This window comes from Armatimonadota bacterium (assembly GCA_025059775.1).
Classification (GTDB): Bacteria; Sysuimicrobiota; Sysuimicrobiia; order Sysuimicrobiales; family Sysuimicrobiaceae; genus Sysuimicrobium.
In genome coordinates this window covers 17,109-40,564 of sequence record JANXCW010000011.1, presented here as the reverse complement: position 1 = coordinate 40,564, position 23,456 = coordinate 17,109, and the positions used below count along the sequence as shown (strand labels likewise).

The following is a 23,456-nucleotide window of genomic DNA, read 5'->3' as shown; positions in this document are numbered from 1 at the left end:
TCCCCCGTGTAGATGGCCGGAACCGGAAGGGGCACCCACCCGGTTTCCACGATGCTCACCAGATAGGCTCGGTGTCCCGCCTCCTGTAATCCGAACTCCCTTCCCGCCTCCCGGATGGTCTCCTTCACCTCCTCCGCCTCCTCCCAGGGGCCGAAGATCTCCATTCCCGCGACCCCCGCCATGCCGTGGTGCAGGGCCCACGCGCTCTGCTTTCCAATCCGGATCCTTGCGAAATGGAAGAAGGGGATCTCCGGCAGGGGACCTCCATGGAGCTTCTCCAGCAGCGCCGGAGCATGGGGTCCTTGCAGCTGATAACGATACAGTCTTCTCTGGCCGGAGGGGTTGAAGGCACTCCGCTCATCCCGCTCTACCGTCACACGGTAGCCCCCCGTCTCCGCATGGTACTGCACCCAGTTCAGGGCGGGAGGCCTTGCCACGAGCAGGAAGGAGTTCTCCTCCAGGTAGAACAGCACCGCGTCCCGGATCACATACCCTTCATGGTTGCAGACCAGGAACTGCTTTGCCCGACCCGGCACAAAGTTCCGGAAGGTGTTCACTCCCAGCGTGCGGAGCAGGTGCAGCGCATCTGGCCCCTTGAGAAAGAGGTTCGTCATGTGGTGCGATTGATCGAACAGCGCGACCGTTCCGCGCCATGATCTGGTCTCCTCAAACCACCCGGAGATCTGTGCGGGTACCCGGGAGAACTCACCGAAGGTGGAGCCCACCCTCGCCGCGGGATTGTTGTTCCGCAGGAAGGACACCACATCATAGCCGTTCTCCCGCAGGAGATCCTCCAGACTCCTCCTTCCCTGGTGCATTCTTACTGCCTCCCGCTAAGGCCATGGGCCGTGTATATCCGTACATTCCGCTAGCGATGCCGGCATGTACGTGTTCCACGCGTTCCATCCCCGAGAACGGTAATCCTCCTCTTCCCACCGAATGGGCTCCCGGTCCAGATCGCGCTGATAATCCCCGCTGAACAGCTCCAGGCGGTTCCCGCTGGGGTCCCGGATGTACATGCAGAAGGCGTTGCTTAAATTGTGTCTGGTGGGGCCCAGTTCAATCTGCTCCGACATGCCAAACCGGCTGAGGCGATTGGCGAAGTACGCCAAGTCGTTCCAGTCGGCAACGTAGTAGGCCACATGATGGAGACCGGTGCCATTCCCGGTGGCCAGGGCCACGTCGTGGGTTGCGGGCCGCCGGCGCAGGAAGGCGCTCCGAATCCGCTCCCCGGAGACCACATAGGCGAAGGCCCGGAACCCCAGGGTCTGCTCCCAGTAGGAGAGATGCGCTCCCGGATCCGTGGTCCGCAGGTGGATGTGGTCAATGCGGAGGGGACGGGAGCCCGGCGGGTAGTCGAGGTGCCGGGTCGGGAGCCGCGGCCTACCCCGGGCATCGTACAGGGGGATCTCCTCCATCCCGTGCACGAACTCTACGGGATACCCCTCCGGGGTAAGGACCCGCAACGCCTCCCCCTGCCCGGGCTCCTGCCCCGCGGGCACCCGGCGAGCCGGCAAGCCCAGGGATCTGTGGAGCGTTTCGAGCTCGTCCAGGTACGCAGGAGCGGAAACCCGGAACGCACAATGGCCAAGACCCGGAGCGGATGCCGGAGTCAGCCGGAGCGACCATAGATCGAATTCCTCCGATGCTCGCAGATGGAGGCCGTCCCCGGTCCGCAGCGCTTCTGAAAAACCCAAGACCTCCACGTAAAAACGCCGGGCCAGCTCCAGATCCGTCACCCGCAGCTCCACGTGGGCGATCCGGACGATCATGCGTGGCTCCTTACCCGGGAGAATCCTTGCCGATGTGGGGCTCCCCTCCCGCCCCTTCCCCCATGGAAGCAGGAGGGTGCACAAAAGTCAAGCAAAGCCGGCGCGGCCACCGCCCGGAGCCGCGCATGGGATGGATCTCCCCAGGCCCCAGCGGGATGTTGCCAGAATCCCCTTGCAGGGAGCCCCAGAGCAGCAGTACAGTAGCAGTAAACCGAGATGCGACCTTCGGGGCAGGGTGAGCCGGCCGCAGTGCCGGCGATTCCCGACCGGCGGTGAGCGTCCAGAGGGACGTAAGCCCGCGACCCGTGCACGGTCTGAGGCGCGGTGGACGCCGGTGAGCCGCAGGGGCGGTGAGTCCGGGGCCGACGGTACAGTCCGGATGGGAGAAGGTCGGGCAAAACCGGGATTCTGCTGTTTTCCTGCCGGTTCCCCCTGCGCCCGGAGGTCCACTCCTTCGGGCGTTTATGTTGGACGATGCCCACTGGATGCGACGAGCTCTTGCGCTGGCCCGCTCCGCGGAGGGCCGCACAAGCCCGAATCCCCTTGTGGGCGCGGTGGTGGTCCGAGAGGGGCAGGAGGTGGGCTGCGGGCACCACGCCGCACCGGGAGAGCCGCATGCGGAGGTGGTGGCCCTCCGAGCCGCAGGCCCCCTCGCCCGGGGAGCCACCCTGTACGTGAATCTGGAGCCCTGCGACCACCACGGCCGGACCCCTCCCTGCACGGAGGCCATCCTGGCCACGGGCATCGCGCGGGTGGTGGTGGCCCACGAGGATCCGGATCCCCGGGTGCGGGGGAAAGGCATTTCGCGACTGCGCGCGGCCGGCTTGGAAGTGGAGGTGGGCGTGCTGGAGGAGGAGGCCCGCCGGCTCAACGCCCCGTACCTCAAGCACCGCACCACGGGGCTTCCGCTCGTGACCGTGAAGTGGGCCATGTCCTTGGACGGCCGCATCGCCACCCGCACGGGCTCCTCCCGCTGGATCACCGGCCCGCAGGCCCGAGAGGAAGCCCACCGCCTGCGCGATGTGCACGACGCGGTGCTGGTGGGCATTGGAACCGTGCTGTACGACGATCCCGCCCTCACGTGCCGAATCCCCGGGGGTCGGGATCCCCTGCGGGTGGTGGCCGACAGTCGCCTGCGCATGATGTCCGATGCCCGCATGCTCCGGGAGGGAAGTTCCCCGGTGGTTGTCGCCACGACCCGCTCAGCGCATCCCGAGCGCCTAAACGTCCTCCGGCGGGCCGGAGCGGAGGTGTGGGTGTGCACGGAAGAGGCTGGACGGGTCTCGCTGCGGGACCTCTTCCGGCGGCTCGGGGAGCGAGGGGTGCTGAGCGTGCTGGTGGAGGGGGGCAGCACCCTGGTTGCCGCGGTGCTGGAAGCTGGACTGGCAGACCGCATCGTGGCCTTCATCGCGCCCCTCCTGGTAGGCGGGCATGCGGCTCCCGGCCCGGTTGGAGGACTCGGGGTGGCGGAGATCGCGCAGGCGCTGCCGGTTCAAAACCTCACCGTACGGACCGTGGGATCCGATCTGTGTGTAGAAGGAGAGCTCCGCGGAGCCCTTCCCGTGCGGGCGGAAGTCGCAGGGCTGCAGCGGGTGCGGTGATGTTCACGGGGATCGTGGAGGAGGTAGGCCGCATTACGGAACGGGCGGAAAACCGCCTGTGGATCCGGACAGAGCGGATCACCGAAGACCTCGGGGTGGGCTCCAGCATCGCGGTGGACGGGGTGTGCCTCACGGTGGTGGCCCTCCGGCACGCGGAGTTCGCCGCAGATCTGAGCCCCGCCACCCTGCACCGCACCGCCTTGGGCCTGCGGCTGCCTGGAGACCGGGTGAACCTGGAGCGGCCTGTGCCGGCCGCGGGAAGAGTGGGTGGGCACTTCGTGCAGGGACACGTGGACGGGGTGGGACGGGTGGTGGCCCTAAGGCCGGATGGGGAATTCGCGTGGATGGAGATCAGCGCCCCGCCGGAGGTGGTCCGTTATCTAGTGCCTCGGGGATCCGTGGCGGTGGACGGGGTGAGCCTCACGGTGGCGGGGGTGGAAGGGGAGCGCTTCTCCGTGTGCCTCATCCCGTACACCCTGCGTCACACCACCCTGGGAGAGCGTCGCCCCGGGGATCCCGTGAATCTGGAGGCAGATATCCTGGCCAAGTACGTGGAACGGCTGGTGAGCGGGTGGAGGAAGACGGCATGACCGCACCCTGGATCTCGGTGGAGGAGGCCGCGGAGCGCATCAGGCGGGGAGAACTCGTGGTGATGGTGGACGACGAGGACCGGGAAAACGAGGGGGATTTGGTGCTCGCCGCCTCCCACGCCACCCCGCAGGCCGTGAACTTCATGCTGCGGGAAGGCCGAGGATTGCTGTGTGCGCCCCTCACCCGGGAGCGGGCCCGGGCCCTCCACCTCACGCCCATGACCGCCGAGAACACCAGCAAGTTCGGCACCGCCTTCACGGTCTCCGTGAGCGCCCGCCGGGGGGTCACCACGGGGATCTCCGCCTACGACCGAGCCACCACCCTACGGGTCCTGGCGGACCCCGCCACCCGCCCGGAAGACCTGGATCGACCCGGCCACGTGTTTCCCCTCGTGGCCAGGGAGGGTGGGGTCCTGGAGCGCCCCGGACATACGGAGGCCGCGGTGGAGCTGGTGCGGCTTGCGGGGCTACCGCCCGTGGCCGCCATCTGCGAGATCCTGGCCCCGGACGGCCGCATGGCGCGTACGCCCGACCTCCTGGAGCTCTGCACGCGCCACGGATTGAGGCTGCTGCGGGTGGCGGATCTGGTGCGGTGGCGGCTGGAGCGGGAGTGCGTGGTGGAGCCCGTGGCGGAGACCTCCCTGCCCGCGTATGGGGTGATCTGGCGCCTGGTGGCCTTCGCCCACCGGTATACAGACCAGACGCACCTCGCCCTGGTGCTGGGAGAGGTCTGCGGTCCGGAACCGGTGCTCGTGCGACTGCACTCCGAGTGCACCACGGGGGACGTGTTCGGGTCCTGGCGGTGCGACTGCGGCGCGCAGCTGGCAACCGCCCTGGAGCGCGTCGTCGCCGCCCGCCGGGGCGTGGTGGTGTACCTCCGGCAGGAGGGTCGGGGGATCGGCCTGCGGAACAAGGTGCGGGCCTACGCGTTGCAGGATCTGGGGCACGACACCGTGGAAGCGAACCTGGCCCTGGGCTTCCCACCAGATGCCCGGGACCACCTGGTGGGAGCCCAGATCCTGCGGCTGCTGGGCATCCGGCGCGTGCGGCTTCTGACCAACAACCCCGCGAAAGTGGAGGCGGTGCAGCGGGGCGGGGTCGAGGTGGCGGAACGCGTGCCGCTAGTAGCGGGCGTGCGCCCGGAGAACCTCCCGTACCTGCGCGTCAAGCAAACCCGGCTGGGCCACCTGCTGGAGGGCGTGGAGGAGCTCCTTGGGACAGACGTTTGAGGGACACCTGGACGGGCGAGGCGTGCGGGTGGGTGTGGTGGTGAGCCGATTCAACGAGGCCGTCACCCGCCTGCTCCTCGCTGGAGCGCTGGACACCCTCCGCCGGCACGGGGTAGAGGAGGTGGACGTGGCCTGGGTCCCGGGGGCGTTTGAGATTCCGCTTGCGGCCCTGTACCTCGCCCGAAGCGGCCGGTACCACGCGGTGGTCTGCCTCGGGGCCGTGATCCGGGGGGCAACCCCGCACTTCGAGTACGTGGCGGGCCAAAGCGCCGCGGGCGTGGCCCAGGCAGCGCTCAGCACCGGCGTGCCCGTGATCTACGGGATTCTCACCACGGATACCCTGGAGCAGGCCCTGGAGCGGGCGGGCACCAAGGCCGGGAACCGCGGCCGGGACGCGGCCCTAGCCGCCCTGGAGATGGCCAATCTGCTGCGCGCGCTCCCGAAGGCCGAGGGTTAGGTGTGTCCGAGGACGTGGTGATCGTGGGCGGCGGGATCTGCGGGCTCAGCATCGGCTGGTACCTGGCCCGGGCAGGCTGCTCCGTGACCATCCTGGAAAAGGGGCAGGCGGGTCTTGGGGCCACCTGGGCTGCGGCGGGCATGCTGGCGCCGTACGTGGAGGCGGAGCCGGGGGAGGAGTGGATGCTCCCGCTGCTGCGCGCAAGCCGGGACCGGTGGGCGGCGTTCGCCCGGGAACTGGAGGCGGCAAGCGGGCTAGAAGTGGACTACCGGGACGAGGGGACGCTCCTCGTGGCCCTGAACCGGGACGACGTGGAGCGGCTGCGGTTCCTCTACGAATTCCACAAGCGCCTGGGGCTTCCCACGGAGTGGCTGTCCGGGGAGGAGACCCGGTGCCTGGAGCCCTACCTCTCCCACCGGATCGCGGCCGCGATCCGGAGCCCTCTCGACCACCAGGTGGACAACGTGAAGGTTGCGCAAGCCCTGAGGAGGGCCTTCCAGCAGGCGGGAGGCCGGCTGCGGGAGAACACGGAGGTGACCCGCGTGGTGGTGGACCAAGGTCGGGTTCTGGGCGTCCGCCTGCCGCACACCTTCCTACCGGCCTCCCGGGTGGTCCTCGCGGCAGGAGCCTGGTCCGCCACCATCCCGGGCCTGCCGGATGCCGCCCGCCCTCCCGTGCGGCCCGTCAAAGGCCAGATGCTGGCCCTGCAGATGCCTCGGGAGGCGCCCCTGCTCCGACACGTGGTGTGGGGACCGGAGGCGTACCTGGTGCCCCGGCGGGATGGCCGGCTGCTGGTGGGCGCCACGGTGGAGGAGAAGGGCTTCGATAGCAGCCTCACCGCGGGGGGGATCCTGCAGCTCCTGCGGGGAGCGTGGGAGGTGCTTCCTGGAATCGAGGAGCTGCCCATCGCGGATATGTGGGTGGGGTTCCGGCCCGGCAGCCGGGACGACGCACCCATCCTGGGTCCCACGGAGGTGGAGGGACTGGTGCTGGCTACGGGTCACTACCGCAACGGGATCCTGCTCGCCCCAATTACCGCGGAGGTCATCTCCCACTACCTCCTCCATGGGGAGCTCCCCGAGATCGCCCGGCCCTTCACCCTGGACCGGTTCCGCAGGAGCGGCGCCGCGGCCCGGAGCTAACCCCCTCACGGGGGCTGCGCCATCCGAGTCCGAAACGTCCGGGGCGTGCATCCGAACTTAGCCCGAAAGCACCGGTGGAAGTGGGAGAGGCTCTCAAACCCGCACCGCTCCGCCACCTGTTGCACCGTGTGGTCCGTGGTGCGCAACAACTCCGCGGCCCGCTGCAGCCGGCGCTGCAGGAGATACTGCTTGGGGGACATCCCGAGGCCCGCGCGGAAGAGCCGGCGGAGGTGCGTGGGCGAGCACGCCGCGGCTTTGGCCAGCTCCTCCACCCGCACTCGCCCTTCGGAGGCCTCCAGGAGCTGGAATGCGGGGCACAGCAGCCGCAAGGCCCGGACTTCCTGCACCTCCAGGGGCTGGAACGCCCCGGGGTGCTCGTGCACCGTCCGGAGGAGCAACTCCGTCACCAGGGCCCGGCCCCGCTGTCGCCAGCCCGCGGGGCGGTGGGTGGACAGCCGCACGAGCTCCCGCACGGATTCGACGTACCCCCCACCCTCCAAGAGCGGGGGAAACCCCAACACCAGGAGCAGGCAGTGGGCCCCCAGGACCCGGGCGGTGAAGTGAACAGAGAGTAGGTGTACGGAGGCGGCAGGCGCTTCCGCGGCATGCGGGATTCCCTCCGGAACGAGCAGGAGATCGCCCGGGCCCGCGGTCAGGGTTCTGTCCCCGATCCACCACCGGCTCCTGCCCTCCAGGACCAGCACCGCGAGCGCGTTGGGTATCGTGCGGTGCTCCAGAGACCACCCGGATCCCCCCGCATACACCCTCCCCCCCACGAGCTCGATCTGCACGTGATCCCACACCCAACCCAACGCCGCGAGTCCCCCCGCGGGCGGGTAGGGCGGAAGCTCGGGCCTCCCGTCCGGGATCACCGCCTGCACACCCCTAGGATGCCCCACGCGGCCGCTTGGGGCGAGGGGGTGGATCGGTTCGGGCACTCTTTGGGTCGGCGGCGCCCTTCGCCCCGGCCCCCCTCTCCCGCACACTAAGACCGGACGCCAAGCCAAGAGGAGGGAGGAGCCATGTACCTCCGGATTGACCGGCTGCAGATCGAGCTCCCGGCGCCCAGGGAGCCGGATCCCAACGCCGCGGCCGCGGTGCAGGACCTGCTGGGCGGACGGTTCGGGGAGATGTCCACCCTCATGAACTACACCTACCAGTCCTTCAACTTCCGCGGGCACGACCAGCTCAAGCCCTACCGGGACCTCATCGCCAACATCGCCACGGAGGAGCTGGGCCACATCGAGCTGGTCTCCGCCACCATCAACCTCCTGCTCACGGGCACCACCCAGGCCAAGGATCCCGTGGATGCGCCTCTGGAGCCCGGCAAGGACGTGCGTTCCACCTACCACTTCATCAGCACGGCCCAGACCGCCTTCGTGGGGGGGTCCATGGGCGCGTTCTGGCATGGGGACTACGTATTCAACAGCGGCAACCTGGTGCTGGATCTGCTGCACAACTTCTTCCTGGAGTGCGGGGCGCGGCTCCATAAGATCCGGGTTTACGAGATGACCCGCAATCCCGTGGCCCGGGAGATGATCGGATACCTTCTGGTCCGGGGAGGGGTACACGCCACCGCCTACGGGAAGGCGGTGGAGACCCTCACGGGCGTGGATCTCACGAAGCTCCTGCCCATCCCCAACATCCCCAACGCGAAGTTTCCGGAGGCCCGGAAGTACGAGCAGGCGGGCGTGCACCGCACCCTGTACCGCTTCAGCCCGGAGGACTACCGGGACATCGCCCGCATCTGGCGTGGTCCTGCGCCCACGGGCGACGGCGACCTCGTGGTGGTGGACGGGCCGCCTCCGGGAGGTCCGGTGCCGGTGCTGCCGCCGTTGCCGGAGGAGTTCGCCCCGGGCTTGAGCCCTGAGGAACTGGCAGCGCTCGCGAAGAAGCTCGCGGCGAGTTGAGGTCAGCTCCAGGAGCTCTATTCCGGTGCCGCGGGGAGGGATCCAAACCATCCCCGCGGCTTTCTCCAGCCGTTCCGGAGATTCCGAGGATTCCTCCCGAGGGGCCCCGAACGTATCCCCAGGAGGTGAGGGGATGGAGCGTCCGAAGGAGCGGGAACGGTTATATGAACGCCTGAGCTGGCTGCGCTTCCCCGAGAAGCTGCCCCCTGAGGTGAACGCCGCCGCGGCTCCGGCGGTGGAGCGGCTGGGCTTTGTGCCCAACGTCTTTCGGTTCCTCGCCCTGCGGCCTGAACACCTGCTGCGGTGGTGGTCCTACTATGAGTACCTCATGCGGGGCCCCTCTGGCCTTTCCAGGATCCAGCGGGAGATGATCGCGGTGGTGGTGAGTGCCGTAAACCGTTGCCACTACTGCATGATCTCCCACGGGGCGGCCCTGCGGATGCTCACGGAGGATCCCATCCTGGTGGACTACCTCCTCACGAACTACCGGCATGCGCCCGTGGAGCCAAAGGAGCGGGCTATGCTGGACTTCGCGGTGAAGCTGACCGTGGAGCCGTACGGGATGATCGAGGAGGACGTGGAAACCCTGCGACGGGCCGGGTGGTCCGACGAGGACATCCTGGACATCGCCCAGGTGGCCGCCATGTTCAACTTCACCAACCGGTTGGCGAACGCTCTGGGCTGGATCCCCAACCCCGAGTACCACTATCTCGGTCGGTGAGGCGAGGGCGATGGCACAGGGGGTACGGATCTACGAGGCCGCCGCCCGATCCAGCGGGATCTTCGGCCGGGTGGTCTGCTCCGCCCGCAACCACCACCTCGTGGTGGACGGGCCCGTGCAGAACGGGTGCCCCGGGGAGGAGATCACGCCAGCAGAGCTGTTCCTGGCCGGGGTGGCCACCTGCGCGGTGGAGCTGGTGGAGGTCCTGGCCCGGGAGTTCGGCTTTCCCGCACCCCGGGTTCAGGCGCACATCACGGGGACCGTGGACCGCTCCGCGCCCGTGCGGCAGGATCTCACGGTGTTCAACGCGGTGCGGCTGGATCTCGTGCTCTCCGGAGTCTCCGCGGCGCAGGCGGAGACCCTGGTGGAGGCCTTCCAACGCCGCTGACCCCTCTACGGCACGGTCGCGGTCGCGACCCCAGATGTTTCGGTACGCTGGCGGCTGGAGGGATCAGGGGCCTGAGCGGAGGGCTTGGGCGAAGGGGCGCAGGAAGTCCACCGCGGCCGCGACGGGGTCCCGGGCCGTCTCCAGCACTTGATACAGGGCGCTCGCCACGATGACCCCGTCGCTGAACCGGGCCGCGGCCCGCGCATGCTCGGGCGTGGCGATGCCGAATCCCACCACCGCGGGCAGATCCGTCACCCTCCGCACCCGACGCACCAGCTCCTCCGCCTCCTCACTGAGCTGCTCCCGGGCCCCCGTCACCCCGGTAACCGAGACGCAGTACAGAAACCCCGTGGTGGCCGCGGCCACGGTGCGCAGCCGCGCCTCGGTGCTGGTGGGCGCCACGAGGAAGATGGTCTCAAGGCCCACCGGACGCGCGGCCCGGATGAGGGGTTCTCCCTCGTCCGCGGGGATGTCCGCGGCAATGAGGCCGTCCACCCCCACCTCCCGGGCCTCCCCGGTGAACCGTTCGATCCCGTATCGGTAGAGGGGGTTTGCGTAGGACATCACGGCGATGGGCACGTCCACCGCCCGCCGCACCCGACGCACCAGTTCCAGGACCTCCTGGAGCCGCACGCCCCGCTGCAGGGCCCGGTAGGCGGCCCGCTGCATGGTGGGGCCGTCCGCGATGGGGTCGGAAAACGGTACCCCGAGTTCCAGGGCGTCCGCCCCGGCCTCCACCACGGCCGGAATCAGACGTTCCAGGGTCTGCAGATCTGGGTCCCCGACCTCGAGGAAGGGCATGAGGGCGGCCCGGCCCTCCCTCCGCAGCCTCTGAAAGAGCGCGCTAAACCGGCTCATGGCGCGTGTACCGGCGCACCACCTCCACGTCCTTGTCCCCCCGACCTGAGAGACCCACCACGACCACACCGTGCTCGCCCAGCTGCGGGGCGAGGTACCTCAGGTACGCGATGGCGTGGGCGGGCTCCAGGGCCGGCAGGATTCCCTCCGTACGGGCCAGGAGGTGGAAGGCCTCCAGCGCCTCCTCGTCCGTGACCGCCACATAGGTAGCCCGTCCCGATTCCTTCAGATACGCGTGCTCAGGCCCCACGCCGGGGTAGTCCAGACCCGCGGAGATGGAATGGGTGCCGAGCACCTGCCCGGCCTCATCCTGTAGCACATATGTGTACGCCCCGTGCAGCACCCCGGGGCTTCCCGCCACCAGGCTTGCCGCGTGCCGCCCGGTGGGGATTCCCTGCCCTCCCGCCTCCACCCCGATGAGCCGCACGGATGGGTCCGCCAGGAAGGCCCAGAACAGGCCCATGGCGTTGCTTCCGCCGCCCACACAGGCTACCACCGCGTCCGGCAACCTTCCCTCCCGCTCCAGGATCTGCTCCCGGGCTTCTTTGCCGATCACGGACTGGAAGTCCCGCACCATCCGGGGGTAGGGGTGCGGCCCGACCACGGACCCGATCACGTAGAAGGTGGTGCGCACGTTCGTGACCCAGTCCCGCAACGCCTCGTTGATGGCGTCCTTGAGGGTACGGGTGCCGCTGTCCACGGGGATCACCCGGGCTCCCAAGAGCTCCATCCGGTACACGTTGAGGGCCTGCCGCTCCACGTCCTCCCGCCCCATGTACACCTCGCACCGCAAGCCCAGCATGGCCGCGGCGGTCGCCACGGCCACTCCGTGCTGTCCCGCGCCCGTCTCCGCGATCACCCGCATCTTGCCCATGCGCTTCGCAAGCAGGGCCTGCCCCAGGGCATTGTTGATCTTGTGGGCCCCCGTGTGCAGGAGATCCTCCCGCTTGAGATAGATGCGGGCGCCGCCCAGCTGCTCCGAGAGCCTGCGGGCGAAGTACAGGGGTGTGGGCCGGCCGCAGTACGCCCGCAGGAGCCCCTCCAGCTCCCCCCGGAACTCCGGATCCTGCCGCAGCGCCTCGTAGGCGGCTTCCAGCTCCAGGAGGGCAGGGATCAGGGTCTCCGGCACATACCGGCCGCCGAAGGGCCCGAACCGTCCCCGGACATCCGGAAGCGTTACGGTCTCCATGTCTGCGCCCCCTCCGCGTCCGCTCGCCGAACCGCGGCCACGAACGCGCGGATCTTCTCCGGGTCCTTGCGTCCCTCCGTCTCCACGCCGCTGCTCGCATCCACCCCGTACGGTCGCACCCGCCGGATGGCCTCGGCCACGTTCTCGGGAGTGAGGCCGCCGGAGAGGAGGAGGGGACGGTTCAGGAAGCGCGCGGCCTCCACCAGGGACCAGTCGAAGGTCCTGCCCGTCCCTCCGTAGGTCTCGGGGTCGTATGTGTCCAGGAGGAGCGCACTCACTGGATAGTCCGCCGCAACCTCCAGGCTCCTCCCGTCGCGGACCCGGATGGCCTTGATGACCCTCCGCCGGAGACGGGCACACACCTCCGGCGGCTCGTCCCCGTGGAGCTGCACCGCGTCCAGACCCACGTATGCGGCGATCTCCTCCACCCGCTCTGGGGGCTCGTTCACGAACACCCCCACCCGCGCCACGAAGGGCGGAAGGGCTTGGGCCACGTGAGCCGCTACCTCGGGGGACACGTACCGGCGGCTGCGGGGCCAGAACACGAACCCCACCGCGTCCGCCCCGGCCTCCGCGGCGGCCCACGCCTCCTCCACCGTTCGAATCCCGCAGATCTTCACCCGCGTCATCGCAGCCCCATCTTCCGGTAGACTTCCGCCATGGTGGCCTCCGCCACGGGACGGGCCCGCCGGGCACCCTCCACTAAGACCTCGTACAGCTCCCCGGGGCGGCTCAGGAGTTCACGGTAGCGCCGGCGGATGGGATCCAGCCGCTCGACGATGGCCTCCGCCAGGACCTGCTTGAGCTCGCTGTAGCGGATGGTACCGGATTCGTACGTCTCCCGGAAGCGGGGATAGTGCTCGGGGCCGAAGACCTCCAGCAGGGTGAAGAGGTTCTGAACCCCGGGGCTTGCCTCCTCCAGCCGGGCGCCTGGCGCGGGCGGGCCCGGATCCGTCACCGCGGCCCGCACCTTGCGCCGGATCTCCTCCGGATCGTCCGCAAGCGCGATGTAACTTCCAGGGATGCTCTTGCTCATCTTCTTCGTAGGGTCGTTGAGGGCCATGATCCGGGCGCCCTTGGTGAGGCGGGCTTCTGGGAGCGGGAACGTCTCCCCGAACTGCCGGTTGAACCGCTCCGCGAGATCCCGCATGAGCTCGATGTGCTGCAGCTGATCCTCGCCCACGGGCACGAGATTGGCCTTATAGAGGAGCACGTCCGCGGCCTGGAGCACGGGGTAGTTCAGGAGCCCCGCCATCACCCCGTGCCGGGCCCGCCGGGCCTTTTCCTTGTACTGGGTCATCCGCTCCAGCTGCCCCACGGGGGTGAGGGTGGTGAGGAGCCACATGAGCTCACAGTGCTGGTGCACGTGGGACTGTACGAACAGCACGGACCGCTCCGGATCGATCCCTGCCGCGATGTTGGCCGCGGCTGCCTCCAGGATCCGGCGCTGCATCTCCTCCGGCTCGTACGGTACGGTGATGGCGTGGAGATCCACGATGCAGAAGTACGACTCGTACTGGGCCTGCAGCTCCACCCACTGCCGGATGGCCCCCACGTAGTTCCCGATGTGCACCAGCCCCGTGGGCTGAATCCCGGAGAACACCCGCACCGTCTGACGCGGTACGGCATCAGGCCGCCCGCGCGCCACCGTTTGCACCTGCTGGGCCATCTCCATCCCCCCTCTTCCTTAGACGTGTCCCGGACGCAGCGCCCGCAGCTTCGCTTCGGGATCCGCGGCAGCTGCCAGGGCGGTGCCCACCAGAACCGCGTCCACCCCCACGGCCTGCAGGGCGCGGACCTGCTCGGGGTGCTCGATGCCGCTCTCGCTCACCACCAGGATCCCCTCCGGGATCCGGGGCCGAAGCCGGAAGGTGGTCTCCAGGTCCACCCGGAAGGTGCGGAGGTCGCGGTTGTTGATCCCGATGATGCGGGCTCCGCTGTGCAGGGCGCGCTCCACCTCCTCCTCCGTGTGCACCTCCACCACCGCCGTCATCCCCAACTCCTCCGCGAGCTCCCGGAGCTCCCGAAGCTGCCTCAAGTCCAGGATGCCGGCGATGAGCAGCACCGCATCCGCGCCCACGGCCCGTGCCTCGACCACGTGGTAGCGCTCCAGGGTGAAGTCCTTCCGGAGCACGGGAAGCCCGCTGACCGCTCGGGCGATTCGCAGATGCTCCGGATCCCCCCGGAAATACCGGCGATCCGTGAGGACGGAGAGGGCATCCGCGCCGCCCGCCGCATACGCCCGGGCCAGGGCCGCGGGATCCAGCTCCTGCCGGATCACGCCCGCGGAGGGCGAGGCGGCCTTCAGCTCCGCAATCACCGCGATTCCCCGCCCGCGCAGCGCCGCGGCGAAGTCCCGGGGAGGGGGGGCGGAGAGGGCCCGGGCCCTCATCTCTGCCTCGGGGCAGGCGGCCTGTGCCTGTGCGAGCTCCCGCCGCTTGTGCCGCACGATCTCCTGGAGGATGCTCATCCCGCAGCTCCGGCCTGAGCCCCGAAGTACGCCCGCAGGGCCTCCAGCTTCGCCTGTGCCGCCCCGGAATCGATGGCCTCTCCGGCCCGGAGGATTCCCTCCCGCAGGTCCTCCGCGGCCCCCGCGGCCACCAGCGCCGCGGCCGCGTTCAGCAGCACCACGTCCCGGCAGGGCCCTCGCTCCCCCTGTAGGACGCGCTCCACCAGCCGCGCGTTGTGCCGGGCGTCACCGCCCCGGAGGGCCTCCCGTGATGCCCGAGGGAGCCCCACCTCCTCTGGCTCTAGCTGGAAGGTGCGCACGTGCCCGTCCCGTACCTCCGCCACCCACGTGGGACCCGTGGTGGTGAGCTCGTCCAGGCCGTCCCCGTGCACCACGTACGCGTGCTCCGTCCCGAGCTCCCGGGCCACGAGGGCAACGGGCTCCACAAGCCGCGGATCGTACACCCCGATCACCTGCCGCCGGGCACCCGCGGGGTTGGTAAGGGGGCCCAGAACGTTGAAGATGGTGCGGATTCCGATCTCCCGCCGTGGCCCCACCGCGTGCCGCATGGCAGGGTGGAACCGGGGCGCGAAGAGGAACCCGAGGCCGATCCGTTCGATGGCCTCCTGCACCCGCGCGGGCTCCGCATCCGGGGGAAGCCCCAGGGCCTCCAGGACGTCCGCGCTCCCGCAGGCGCTGCTGACCGCGCGGTTCCCGTGCTTGGCCACCGCCACCCCGCAGCCCGCCACCACGAAGGCCGTGGTGGTGGAGATGTTGAAGGTGTGGGCCCCGTCCCCGCCCGTACCGCAGGTGTCCACCAGGACGGAGACACGCGGCGTGATGCGCTGCGCTCGCACCCGCATGGCCCGAGCGAAGCCGCTCATCTCCTCCACCGTCTCGCCCTTCATGCGCAGGGCCACCACCAGGGCCGCGATCTGGGCCGGGGTGGCCTCACCGTCCATGATCTCGCCCATGACCCGCTCCGCTTCCTCCGCGGAGAGGGAGATGCCCTCCACCGTCTTCCGAATCGCCTCCTGGATCATCCTCCTCCCTCCGGCACGCCCCATTTGCCCGTGCGGTGCCAGTCGCGCACAAGGCTCAGGAAGTTACCCAGCAGCGCCTTGCCGTGCTCCGTGAGGATGGATTCGGGATGGAACTGCACGCCCTCCACCGGCCGGTGGCGGTGCCGCAGTCCCATCACGAGGCCCTCCTCGTTCCGGGCGCTGACCTCCAGCACGTCCGGCAGACCCTCCTCGTACACCACCAGGGAGTGGTAGCGGGTTGCCACGAAGGGCGAGGGCAGGCCCCGGAAGATGGTGCGGCCGTCGTGCACGATGCGGGAGGTCTTGCCGTGCACGGGCTGCGGGGCGAGTCCCACCCGCCCGCCAAAGCACTGCCCGATGCACTGATGCCCCAGGCACACCCCAAGGACCGGGATCCGATCGGACAGCTCCCGCAGCACGTCGTTGCTGACGCCCGCCTCGTTGGGGGTGCAGGGCCCGGGAGAGATCACGATGGCTTCAGGCTGCAAGCGTGCGATCTCCCCCACGGAGATGGCGTCGTTCCGGTAGACCGTCACCTCCGCCCCGAGCTCGCCCAGGTACTGCACGAGGTTGTAGGCGAAGGAGTCGTAGTTGTCCACCACCAGGATCATCCCACGCCTCCCGTGCACGCCATCTCCACCGCCCGCACCAGGGCCTCGGCCTTGCTCACGCACTCCCGGTACTCTGTCTCCGGATCCGAGTCCGCCACGATGCCCGCGCCGGCCTGCACGTAGGCCACTCCGTCCCGTACCACCAGGGTCCGGATGGTGATGCAGGTGTCCAGGGCGCCCGAGAAGGCCACGTAGCCCACCGCGCCCGCGTACGGCCCCCGGGCCACGGGCTCCAGTTCGTCGATGATCTCCATGGCCCGCACCTTGGGGGCCCCGGACACGGTGCCGTGCGGGAAGACCGCCTGCAGCACGTCCAGGGCGTCGCGGCCCGGCTGCAGGATACCTTGGACGGTGCTCACCAGGTGCATCACGTGGGAGTACCGCTCCACCACCATGAGCTCCGTGGTGCGCACGGTGCCGTAGCGGCTGATGCGTCCCAGGTCGTTGCGGGTCAGGTCCACCAGCATCACGTGCTCCGCGCGTTCCTTCTCGCTTCCCCGCAGGTCGGCCTCCAGCGCCTCGTCCTCCTCCTGCGTGCGGCCCCGGGGCCGGGTCCCCGCGATGGGCCGCATCATCACCCGATCTCCCCCCAGCCGCACCAGGAGCTCCGGGGAGGAGCCCGCCAGCTGCCCGGTCGGGAAGTCCAGGTAGAACAGGAAGGGCGAGGGGTTGATGGCCCGGGCCGCCCGGTACAGGAGGAAGGGATCCAGGCCCGGCACGGGGAGCGCGAACCGCTGGGAGAGGATGACCTGGAAGATGTCGCCCGCGCGGATGTACGCAAGGCCCCGCGCCACTTTTTCCACAAACGCCTCCGGGGTCATGTTGGACCGGGCCTCCGGTGCCGGCCGTGGCTCCGAGTCCGAGAAGGATACGGGAACCGGGCGGCGCAGCCGCTCCAGGATCTCCTCTATACGCTCCCGGGCGGACCGGTAGGCGGCCTTCGCCCCCTCCTCCGCGAAGGCGTTGGCGAGGATCCGGATGCGTCGCCGCACGTGATCGAAGACCACCACGGTGTCAAACAGCCCCATACGGCATGTGGGAAGGCCGAGGTCGTCCGGGGGACGGTGGGGAAGCCGTTCCCAGTCCCGCACGAGGTCGTAGCCCAGGTAGCCCACGAGCCCTCCCGTAAACCGGGGAAGTCCGGGGACAGGGACTTGGCGGTACGGCCGGAGGACCTCCCGGGCCGCGGGAAGAAAGGGCCCCGGGAGGGTACGGCCGTCCGAACAGTGCACCACCCGGCCATCGTAGGTGAGCACGAGCTTCGGGCAGGCGCCCAAAAAGGAGTAGCGGGCAAGCCGCTCCCCGCCCTCCACGCTCTCCAGGAGAAAGGCGTCCGGAAGGTCCCGCAGCTTGAGGAAGGCGGAGATGGGCGTCTCGAGGTCCGCCAGGAGCTCGCAGGAGACCGGCACGAGGTTCCCCTCCCGCAGCATCGCCTCGAATCCCACGGGTCCGGGGGTGATCTCCAGGGTCCTCATGGTCTCTGCTCCCGTGCGCGCATGGCTGCGTTCTGAGCCCGCTCCAAGAACTCCTCGAGCTCGTCCTCCTCCAGGCGGCGTTCCACCTGATCCAGGATCCCGCGCAGGTCTTGCAGGGCCCGTCGGATCTCCTCCCGGTTCAGGCGGAGGATCTGGGCCCACAGACTCGGGGGACTGCTCGCTACCCGGGCCAGTTCTCCGAAGGCTGGACCGCCCACCCCGAGGGACTCGGGCTCTCCTGCGGCGGCCAGGACCACCGCGCACGCCATCAGGTAGGGGAGGTGGCTGTTGAGGGCCACAAGCCGGTCGTGGACTTCCGGCTGCATCACCACGGGCCGCATTCCGATCTCCCGGGCTAAGCCCACCAAGCGGTGGACCGCCTCCCGATCCGTGAACCCCGTGGGGGTCACGATGTACGGCCGGTCCCGGAGGAACCCGGGATCCGCGGCCTCAATCCCCCGCCCCTCGCTGCCCGCCATGGGATGCCCTCCCACGAACCGCACCGGCGGCGCGATGCGCTCCAGAGCGGAGACGATGGGAGCCTTCACGCTCGCGGTGTCCGTGAGGATGGTGTGAGGACACAGGTAGCTGAGAGCCGCACGCGCCACCCCCACCACATGCTCCGGGGGAACCGCCAGGAAGACGATCTCCGCCTCCGCGAGGCGGCGGAGATCCGTGCTGGCCACGTCCACGGCTCCCCGCTCCACGGCCCGCCGGGCGATCCGCGGATCCCGGTCGATGCCCAGCACCGTCTGCGCGCACCCCTGCTGGCGCAGGGCCATCCCCAGGGCCCCGCCGATGAGGCCGGTGCCTACAATGGCCGCCATCTGGAACCGCACGGTCTTCTGCCCTCTGCCGCAAAACAAAACCCCTCCCGTCCGCTGGGACGGGAGGGGTTCTCCCGCGGTGCCACCCGCCTTCCGCCGGAAAGCCCGGCGGCCCTCTCGGGACAGGCCGATCCCGCCGATCCCGCCTGCTCAGCTCACGGGGCAGGACTCCCGTCGGCGCCTACTGGACCGTATGGGTCGTTCGGGCCGCCCCTCGCGGGTCCATTCCGCCGGCAGGCAACCACCGCCTCCCACCTTTCGCGGCTCTCTTCAGGTGCCTTGACCGGCCTACTCGTCCCGGTCCTCGGGTTTACCGTTAGCATAGCACAGGCCGTCAACCGGGCGGGAGCCGGAACCCGTCGGAACGCCCTCCGACCGCCGCGCACCAGGCCATCTCCACCGCCTCCACGGGATCACCTGCTCGCAGGATGGGATCATGCTCCAGCCCAGGTCGCTCGATCCGCCACGTGTGGAGCCCCACCACGGGGACCTTTAGGGCCAGGGCGTACGCGATCTCCACCAGGGTCCCGTACCACCCGCCGATGGCGATGAGGGCCTGGGAGGCCCGTACCACCAGCACGTTGCGTCCCTCCCCCATGCCGGTGGGGATGGGAATGGTGAGGTAGGGGTTTGCCCCGCGCTCCGAGTCCGTGGGCAGGATTCCCACCACCACGCCGCCTGCCTCCCGAGCACCCTTCGAGGCGGCCTCCATCACCCCACCCATGCCCCCGCAGATCAGGATCCCGCCCCGCCGCGCGATCTCCCGCCCCACGGTCTGCGCTGCCTGCCACAGCCGCGGCGTGGTCTCACGCTCCCCCACGACCCCGATGCGGATCCGCCTGGGTGGAATTCCCGCTTCCACCATGTCCCTCCGACTTCCCATTCTGCCGCAGGAGGAGACGGTCTGGATCGTGTATCCTGCTGGTGATGCGGCCGCTGGAAGGGATCCTCGTGGTAGACCTCACCCGGGCTCTCGCAGGCCCGTACTGCACCATGATGCTGGCGGACTTCGGGGCCCGGGTGGTGAAGATCGAGTCCCCCGAGGGCGGGGACGACACCCGCGGGTGGGGACCGCCGTTCCTGGGCGGGGAGAGCGCCTACTTCCTCAGTGTGAACCGCAACAAGGAGTCCGTGACCATCAACCTCAAGCACCCGAAAGGGCTTGAGGTCCTGCACCGGCTGCTCGCTCGGGCGGACGTGCTGGTGGAGAACTTCCGGCCCGGGGTGATGGATCGGCTAGGCCTCGGCTACCGCACGCTGCACGAGCGGTATCCGCGCCTGGTGTACTGCTCCATCTCGGGGTTCGGGCAGGACGGTCCATACCGCGAAAAGCCCGCCTACGACCTCATCCTCCAGGGGATGGGGGGGATCATGGGGATCACGGGGGAGGAGGAGGGTCCACCCGTCAAGGTGGGCGTGGCGGTGGCGGACATCGCGGCAGGGATGTTCGCCGCCTACGGCATCCTCGCGGCCCTCTGGGCTCGGGAGCGCACGGGGAGGGGGCAACACGTGGACGCGGCGCTGCTCGACGGACAGGTGGCCTGGCTCGCCTACGCCGCGGCCAACTACTTCGCCACGGGCCAGAACCCCCAGCGCATGGGTTCCGCCCATCCCAACCTGGTTCCCTACCAGGCTTTCCGCACCCGGGACGGATACCTGAACGTCGCGGTCGGGAGCGAAAGCATCTGGGAACGGTTCTGCGCGGTGGTGGCCCCGGAACTCCGGGAGGATCCCCGGTTTCGCACGAACGCGGATCGGGTACGCCATCGCTCCGCGCTCATCCCCTTGTTGGAGGCCCGTTTCCGGGAACGGACCACCGCGCAGTGGCGGGAACTCCTAGACCGGGCTGGGGTCCCCAACGGCCCCATTTACGCCATCTCCGAGGTGTTCCAGGATCCTCAGACCCTTCACCGACAGATGAAGGTCACCCTGCCCCACCCCACCGCGGGAGAGGTGACCGTGACCGGGATACCGGTGAAGCTCTCGGAGACTCCCGGGGAGGTGCACATGCCCCCGCCGCGGTTGGGCGAGCACACGGAGGCGGTGCTCCGGGAAGTGGGATATCTGCCAGAAGAGATCGCACGCCTCCGGGCGGAGGGCGCCCTTTAGGTGCTCCTGCGCCGGATCCTCCCGCTCTCCATCTTCTCCCGGTACGAGCGGTGGTGGGCTCGGCGCCACGGCTTGGTGGAGCTGGCGCCCCACAGCTTCGTGCGCCTGGAACTGCGCCGTCACCGGGGAGACGTGGTCCGGCTGCAGGACGGCACCGTGGTCCGGCCGGGGGATCTGGTGGGGGAGATCCACGTGGACAGCCTGAAGCTGATCGCCTACCACGAGATCACCCCGGATCCCCGGCGCATGGGGCTGCTGTTCGGTCGGGGGATGGCCGAAGGTCTGCGCCTGGTGGTCCGGTACCTGCGGGAGCACCCGGAGCTCCCCGTGGTGGCGGTGCGGGCGGTGACCCTGTACTGGAAGGGGAGCGAGCGGTTGGGCTTCGAGGTTCACCGCATCCGCAACCCCCTCACCCGCTTCGGGGTGAACTTCTGGCTGAAGTTCCTCCTGTGGTATTCCCACCCGCAGGGGCCCTGCCGAACTTCAGGCCGTGAGCGGTTCCGGGAGCCCCGAGAGGCGTGGATGTCCTCCCGCACCCTCTTCGCTCGCTACGGCGCATCATCCGAGGAGGGCAGCGAGCGTCACGGGACGTAGACCCCGCGCCCGCAGTCCCGCGAGGATTCGGGGGAGCGCCCGCAGCACCCGCTCCGGGGTATCCGGGAACCCGCCGCGATCGTGCAGGTTCACGATGGCACCTGGATGGGCACGCTGGACCACCACCTGCGCCATCTCCTCCCACGAAGGGCGCCACCGATAGCCCTCCGCCCGCACGCTCCACAGCACGGGCACTAAGCCCTCCCACGAGCAGACCGCGAGCGCCGCGAGATTCATCGCCCCCCAGGGCGGTCGGAAGAAGCGCAGGGACTCCCCCGAGATCGCCTCCACCGCCCGGTGGCCCCGCAGGATCTCCTCCCGGGTCGCCCACGGATCCAGGTGCCACAGGTGGCGGTGCGCGTAGGTGTGGCTCCCCAGGGTGTGCCCTTCTGCGACGATCCGGCGCACGAGCTCAGGGTTCTCCTCCGCGTGGCGCCCGATGAGGAAGAAGGTAGCCCCGGCTCCATGCTCCGCCAAGACCTCCAGGATCCGAGGGGTATAGACCGGGTGGGGGCCGTCATCAAAGGTGAGGGCCACCTGGGGGATGGGCGGACCCTTCCGGATCCCTCCCCAAAGCCGCGAGAGGACATGGGCGCCCGCGGTGTAGGCGAGGCCGAAGCCGAGGAGTGCAGGGATCCAGGGGTTCACCCCTCAGGCGTCCGGCGGGGTCGGAGGGAGGACCCTCGGGAGTTGGCCTCCTCCACCACCCTCGGCAGCAGGGTGAGGTAGCCCACGGCTACCCAAGCCAGCACCACCGCGGCCACGTGGAAGGGTTGTGCGGGACCCCACGTGTCCCAGAGCACCCCGCCCGTCCCAGTCCCCACGGCCACCCCCAGGCCTTCCAGGGCCATGGCGAGTCCCAGCCCCGTGGCCCGACGGCGCCTGGGAAGCAGGTCCATCAGGAGCGCGTTCCAGGCAGGCAGCAGGGTGGCATAGGCGAGCCCGAGGAGGGCTACCGCGACCGCCACCAGCCACGGTGCCCGGAGAGCTGGGAGCGCAAAGAGAACCACCGCTCCGATCCCCAGGCTGAGGGGGAGGACCTCCATCCGGCCCAGGCGGTCCATCATCCGTCCGAGGGGGACCAGAAGGAGCACGGTAAGGCCTGGCCCTACCACCAAGAGGACCCCGATCCAGAAAGGCGAGAGACGCAGCACTTCCCGGGCGTAGGGGGAGAGCACCGGCAGCAGCATGCCCACCGCGGCGGTCTGCAGGAACATCCCCCCCACGAGGGGCCACAGTCGGAGCAAGGGAATCTCCGACTCCCGGGCGAGCTCCGGAAGTCGCCCGCCTTCTACGGGCACAGCATCCGCCGTGGCCGCGGGCGCGAAGGCGAACGTCAGGGCGAGGCAGGCGAGCACGAAGCCGAAGGCCACGGGCGTTCCCAGTTCCAGGAGGAAGTTGGCACCCACCACTCCCACCCCAGTCCCTACCATCCAGCCCGTGAGCACCGCTCCCATGGCGCTCCCCCGCTCCCCGTCCCGGGCCGCTTCCGCGACGCCCGAGACTACGGAAGGCCAGACGGGAGAAGCCCCCAGCCCTCCCAGGGCCGCGGAGAGGAGGATGGTCCATGTCTCCTGGACCCTGCCCAGGAGAGCCACCGCGAGGCTCGAGAGGGCCAGCCCCACGAGGAGGGGTAAGCGTCGCCCCTGCCGGTCGATGACCCACCCCGAGGGGATCTTCGCCGCGAGCTCCGTGAAGGAGTACGCAGACAGAGCGAGACCCACCACGGACATCTGGTGCCCCACGCCGAACCGCAGGTGGTTGGGGAGCAGGGTGAAGAGGAGGGCTCCCCGGGCGCACTCAAAAAGACCGATGAGGAGCGCGTGCGGGCCGACCCTCCGGGGAGGCCTCACGGGAGTCCTCCGGGCAGGAGCTCCAGGATCCGCTGGGCCGCCTCCCGGGCCGCGTTCGGCTGGGCCGCCTTCTGGGCAGCCCGCCGCATCCGATCCAGCTCCCCGGGATCCCCGAGGAGGGTAGAGAGGAGCCGCGCGAGTTCCCCCGGGTTCCGGGCGATCCGGGCTGCCCCGGCTGCCACCAGCATCCGGGTATTCCACTCCTCCTGCCCCGGGATCGGTCGGTAGATCACCATGGGGAGGGCCTTCGCGAGGGCCTCGGACACCGTCGCCCCACCCGCCTTGGTGACGAGGAGATCCGCACACGTCATCCACTCTGCCACGTTGGTCACATATCCCTCCACCCGCACCTCCGGCCGCCGACGGCTCCGACGCCGCAGCCGCTCCACAAGTCCCTCGTCCCGGCCGCAGAGGAAGACCGCCTGCACCCGGTGCGGAAGGCTCAGGATCACCCGGTACACCTCCAGGATCCCACCCAGCATGGCATAGGCCCCCGCCATCACGAGGACCGTGGTCCGGTGTGGATCCAGGCCCAGGCGCGGGGCCACCTCCCGCCGGTCCAGTGGGAGGGTGAACTCCCGGGCGATGGGGATGCCCGTGATGAAGATCCGATCCGCGGGAACCCCGCGGTCCACTAG

25 protein-coding genes and 1 pseudogene are annotated in these 23,456 nt (G+C 69.6%); 10 read left to right on the top strand and 16 right to left on the bottom strand.

Features of this window, described 5'->3' with window-relative positions:
- Window positions 1-95: 95 nt before the first annotated feature.
- Window positions 96-818, bottom strand: a pseudogene (locus N0A24_09170) (aminomethyl transferase family protein).
- A gap of 15 nt (window positions 819-833) precedes the next feature.
- Window positions 834-1,772 (bottom strand): VOC family protein, encoded by a 939-nt coding sequence (locus N0A24_09165; protein MCS7173535.1) that lies wholly within the window; start codon window positions 1,770-1,772, stop codon window positions 834-836.
- 464 nt (window positions 1,773-2,236) lie between these two features.
- Here N0A24_09165 and ribD point away from each other — a divergent pair, with 464 nt between their 5' ends.
- Genes ribD through thiO form a run of 5 tightly spaced genes read left to right on the top strand, consistent with a single transcriptional unit; the run spans window position 2,237 to window position 6,791 of the window.
- Entirely contained in the window at window positions 2,237-3,373 is a 1,137-nt protein-coding gene (gene ribD, locus N0A24_09160) for a bifunctional diaminohydroxyphosphoribosylaminopyrimidine deaminase/5-amino-6-(5-phosphoribosylamino)uracil reductase RibD (GenBank protein MCS7173534.1), read from the top strand.
- Window positions 3,373-3,963 (top strand): riboflavin synthase, encoded by a 591-nt coding sequence (locus N0A24_09155; GenBank protein MCS7173533.1) that lies wholly within the window; start codon window positions 3,373-3,375, stop codon window positions 3,961-3,963. The genes ribD and N0A24_09155 overlap by 1 nt, the downstream gene beginning before the upstream one ends.
- A complete protein-coding gene (gene ribA / locus N0A24_09150; GenBank protein ID MCS7173532.1) occupies window positions 3,960-5,192 on the top strand; it encodes a GTP cyclohydrolase II in 1,233 nt (410 codons plus the stop codon). Before N0A24_09155 ends, ribA begins: the two co-directional genes overlap by 4 nt.
- Window positions 5,176-5,649 (top strand): 6,7-dimethyl-8-ribityllumazine synthase, encoded by a 474-nt coding sequence (gene ribH / locus N0A24_09145; protein MCS7173531.1) that lies wholly within the window; start codon window positions 5,176-5,178, stop codon window positions 5,647-5,649. The genes ribA and ribH overlap by 17 nt, the downstream gene beginning before the upstream one ends.
- Before the next feature lie 2 nt (window positions 5,650-5,651).
- A complete protein-coding gene (thiO, locus tag N0A24_09140; protein MCS7173530.1) occupies window positions 5,652-6,791 on the top strand; it encodes a glycine oxidase ThiO in 1,140 nt (379 codons plus the stop codon).
- A gap of 5 nt (window positions 6,792-6,796) precedes the next feature.
- Here thiO and N0A24_09135 read toward each other — a convergent pair whose 3' ends face one another.
- A complete protein-coding gene (locus tag N0A24_09135; protein MCS7173529.1) occupies window positions 6,797-7,672 on the bottom strand; it encodes an AraC family transcriptional regulator in 876 nt (291 codons plus the stop codon).
- A gap of 141 nt (window positions 7,673-7,813) precedes the next feature.
- Here N0A24_09135 and N0A24_09130 point away from each other — a divergent pair, with 141 nt between their 5' ends.
- The 3 genes from N0A24_09130 to N0A24_09120 all read left to right on the top strand — a co-directional run bounded on the left by N0A24_09130 (window position 7,814) and on the right by N0A24_09120 (window position 9,810).
- Window positions 7,814-8,701, top strand: a complete 888-nt coding sequence (locus N0A24_09130) for a manganese catalase family protein (GenBank protein ID MCS7173528.1) — start codon at window positions 7,814-7,816, stop codon at window positions 8,699-8,701.
- Between the two features lie 133 nt (window positions 8,702-8,834).
- On the top strand, window positions 8,835-9,422 hold the full coding sequence (locus tag N0A24_09125) for a peroxidase-related enzyme (protein ID MCS7173527.1): 588 nt from the start codon (window positions 8,835-8,837) through the stop codon (window positions 9,420-9,422).
- A 10-nt stretch (window positions 9,423-9,432) separates the two neighbouring features.
- Complete coding sequence (locus N0A24_09120) at window positions 9,433-9,810, top strand: hypothetical protein (protein ID MCS7173526.1); 378 nt, start codon at window positions 9,433-9,435, stop codon at window positions 9,808-9,810.
- Between the two features lie 63 nt (window positions 9,811-9,873).
- On the opposite strand, the gene trpA is transcribed toward N0A24_09120, so the two are convergent.
- From trpA to N0A24_09070, 10 genes are all read right to left on the bottom strand, one after another.
- A complete protein-coding gene (gene trpA / locus N0A24_09115; protein MCS7173525.1) occupies window positions 9,874-10,668 on the bottom strand; it encodes a tryptophan synthase subunit alpha in 795 nt (264 codons plus the stop codon).
- Window positions 10,655-11,857 carry a tryptophan synthase subunit beta gene (gene trpB, locus N0A24_09110; protein ID MCS7173524.1) on the bottom strand — a complete coding sequence of 401 codons (1,203 nt, stop codon included), beginning with the start codon at window positions 11,855-11,857 and terminating at the stop codon, window positions 10,655-10,657. The genes trpA and trpB overlap by 14 nt, the downstream gene beginning before the upstream one ends.
- Window positions 11,845-12,486 (bottom strand): phosphoribosylanthranilate isomerase, encoded by a 642-nt coding sequence (locus N0A24_09105; protein MCS7173523.1) that lies wholly within the window; start codon window positions 12,484-12,486, stop codon window positions 11,845-11,847. Before N0A24_09105 ends, trpB begins: the two co-directional genes overlap by 13 nt.
- Window positions 12,483-13,526 (bottom strand): tryptophan--tRNA ligase, encoded by a 1,044-nt coding sequence (trpS, locus tag N0A24_09100; protein MCS7173522.1) that lies wholly within the window; start codon window positions 13,524-13,526, stop codon window positions 12,483-12,485. Before trpS ends, N0A24_09105 begins: the two co-directional genes overlap by 4 nt.
- An 18-nt stretch (window positions 13,527-13,544) precedes the next feature.
- Window positions 13,545-14,327, bottom strand: a complete 783-nt coding sequence (gene trpC / locus N0A24_09095) for an indole-3-glycerol phosphate synthase TrpC (GenBank protein ID MCS7173521.1) — start codon at window positions 14,325-14,327, stop codon at window positions 13,545-13,547.
- A complete protein-coding gene (gene trpD / locus N0A24_09090; protein MCS7173520.1) occupies window positions 14,324-15,349 on the bottom strand; it encodes an anthranilate phosphoribosyltransferase in 1,026 nt (341 codons plus the stop codon). Before trpD ends, trpC begins: the two co-directional genes overlap by 4 nt.
- Window positions 15,346-15,960, bottom strand: a complete 615-nt coding sequence (locus tag N0A24_09085; protein ID MCS7173519.1) for an aminodeoxychorismate/anthranilate synthase component II — start codon at window positions 15,958-15,960, stop codon at window positions 15,346-15,348. Before N0A24_09085 ends, trpD begins: the two co-directional genes overlap by 4 nt.
- Window positions 15,957-17,435: an anthranilate synthase component I gene (gene trpE / locus N0A24_09080; protein ID MCS7173518.1), complete on the bottom strand. Its 1,479-nt coding sequence runs from the start codon at window positions 17,433-17,435 to the stop codon at window positions 15,957-15,959. Before trpE ends, N0A24_09085 begins: the two co-directional genes overlap by 4 nt.
- Entirely contained in the window at window positions 17,432-18,274 is an 843-nt protein-coding gene (locus N0A24_09075; GenBank protein ID MCS7173517.1) for a prephenate dehydrogenase/arogenate dehydrogenase family protein, read from the bottom strand. Before N0A24_09075 ends, trpE begins: the two co-directional genes overlap by 4 nt.
- 322 nt (window positions 18,275-18,596) lie before the next feature.
- Entirely contained in the window at window positions 18,597-19,127 is a 531-nt protein-coding gene (locus tag N0A24_09070) for a TIGR00725 family protein (GenBank protein MCS7173516.1), read from the bottom strand.
- Window positions 19,128-19,189: 62 nt separating this feature from the next.
- Here N0A24_09070 and N0A24_09065 point away from each other — a divergent pair, with 62 nt between their 5' ends.
- Both N0A24_09065 and N0A24_09060 read left to right on the top strand, forming a co-directional pair.
- The gene (locus N0A24_09065; protein MCS7173515.1) at window positions 19,190-20,371 is read left to right on the top strand and encodes a CoA transferase; all 1,182 of its coding nucleotides are present in this window, start codon (window positions 19,190-19,192) and stop codon (window positions 20,369-20,371) included.
- Window positions 20,372-20,965, top strand: a complete 594-nt coding sequence (locus N0A24_09060) for a hypothetical protein (protein MCS7173514.1) — start codon at window positions 20,372-20,374, stop codon at window positions 20,963-20,965.
- Here the strand turns inward: N0A24_09060 and N0A24_09055 are convergent.
- Genes N0A24_09055 through N0A24_09045 form a run of 3 tightly spaced genes read right to left on the bottom strand, consistent with a single transcriptional unit; the run spans window position 20,930 to window position 23,300 of the window.
- Entirely contained in the window at window positions 20,930-21,613 is a 684-nt protein-coding gene (locus tag N0A24_09055) for a polysaccharide deacetylase family protein (protein ID MCS7173513.1), read from the bottom strand. The genes N0A24_09060 and N0A24_09055 overlap by 36 nt on opposite strands.
- On the bottom strand, window positions 21,610-22,818 hold the full coding sequence (locus N0A24_09050) for an MFS transporter (protein ID MCS7173512.1): 1,209 nt from the start codon (window positions 22,816-22,818) through the stop codon (window positions 21,610-21,612). The genes N0A24_09055 and N0A24_09050 overlap by 4 nt, the downstream gene beginning before the upstream one ends.
- The gene (locus tag N0A24_09045) at window positions 22,815-23,300 is read right to left on the bottom strand and encodes a hypothetical protein (protein MCS7173511.1); all 486 of its coding nucleotides are present in this window, start codon (window positions 23,298-23,300) and stop codon (window positions 22,815-22,817) included. The genes N0A24_09050 and N0A24_09045 overlap by 4 nt, the downstream gene beginning before the upstream one ends.
- Window positions 23,301-23,456 lie beyond the last annotated feature (156 nt).

What these genes read in the sequence shown, in the direction of transcription:
- N0A24_09165 (MCS7173535.1), bottom strand. Translation starts at nt 1,772, where the DNA reads ATGATCGTCCGGATCGCCCACGTGGAGCTGCGGGTGACGGATCTGGAG.
- ribD (MCS7173534.1), top strand. Translation starts at nt 2,237, where the DNA reads ATGTTGGACGATGCCCACTGGATGCGACGAGCTCTTGCGCTGGCCCGC.
- N0A24_09155 (MCS7173533.1), top strand. Translation starts at nt 3,373, where the DNA reads ATGTTCACGGGGATCGTGGAGGAGGTAGGCCGCATTACGGAACGGGCG.
- ribA (MCS7173532.1), top strand. Translation starts at nt 3,960, where the DNA reads ATGACCGCACCCTGGATCTCGGTGGAGGAGGCCGCGGAGCGCATCAGG.
- N0A24_09130 (MCS7173528.1), top strand. Translation starts at nt 7,814, where the DNA reads ATGTACCTCCGGATTGACCGGCTGCAGATCGAGCTCCCGGCGCCCAGG.
- N0A24_09125 (MCS7173527.1), top strand. Translation starts at nt 8,835, where the DNA reads ATGGAGCGTCCGAAGGAGCGGGAACGGTTATATGAACGCCTGAGCTGG.
- N0A24_09120 (MCS7173526.1), top strand. Translation starts at nt 9,433, where the DNA reads ATGGCACAGGGGGTACGGATCTACGAGGCCGCCGCCCGATCCAGCGGG.
- trpA (MCS7173525.1), bottom strand. Translation starts at nt 10,668, where the DNA reads ATGAGCCGGTTTAGCGCGCTCTTTCAGAGGCTGCGGAGGGAGGGCCGG.
- trpB (MCS7173524.1), bottom strand. Translation starts at nt 11,857, where the DNA reads ATGGAGACCGTAACGCTTCCGGATGTCCGGGGACGGTTCGGGCCCTTC.
- N0A24_09105 (MCS7173523.1), bottom strand. Translation starts at nt 12,486, where the DNA reads ATGACGCGGGTGAAGATCTGCGGGATTCGAACGGTGGAGGAGGCGTGG.
- trpS (MCS7173522.1), bottom strand. Translation starts at nt 13,526, where the DNA reads ATGGCCCAGCAGGTGCAAACGGTGGCGCGCGGGCGGCCTGATGCCGTA.
- trpC (MCS7173521.1), bottom strand. Translation starts at nt 14,327, where the DNA reads ATGAGCATCCTCCAGGAGATCGTGCGGCACAAGCGGCGGGAGCTCGCA.
- trpD (MCS7173520.1), bottom strand. Translation starts at nt 15,349, where the DNA reads ATGATCCAGGAGGCGATTCGGAAGACGGTGGAGGGCATCTCCCTCTCC.
- N0A24_09085 (MCS7173519.1), bottom strand. Translation starts at nt 15,960, where the DNA reads ATGATCCTGGTGGTGGACAACTACGACTCCTTCGCCTACAACCTCGTG.
- trpE (MCS7173518.1), bottom strand. Translation starts at nt 17,435, where the DNA reads ATGAGGACCCTGGAGATCACCCCCGGACCCGTGGGATTCGAGGCGATG.
- N0A24_09070 (MCS7173516.1), bottom strand. Translation starts at nt 19,127, where the DNA reads ATGGTGGAAGCGGGAATTCCACCCAGGCGGATCCGCATCGGGGTCGTG.
- N0A24_09065 (MCS7173515.1), top strand. Translation starts at nt 19,190, where the DNA reads ATGCGGCCGCTGGAAGGGATCCTCGTGGTAGACCTCACCCGGGCTCTC.
- N0A24_09045 (MCS7173511.1), bottom strand. Translation starts at nt 23,300, where the DNA reads ATGCTGGGTGGGATCCTGGAGGTGTACCGGGTGATCCTGAGCCTTCCG.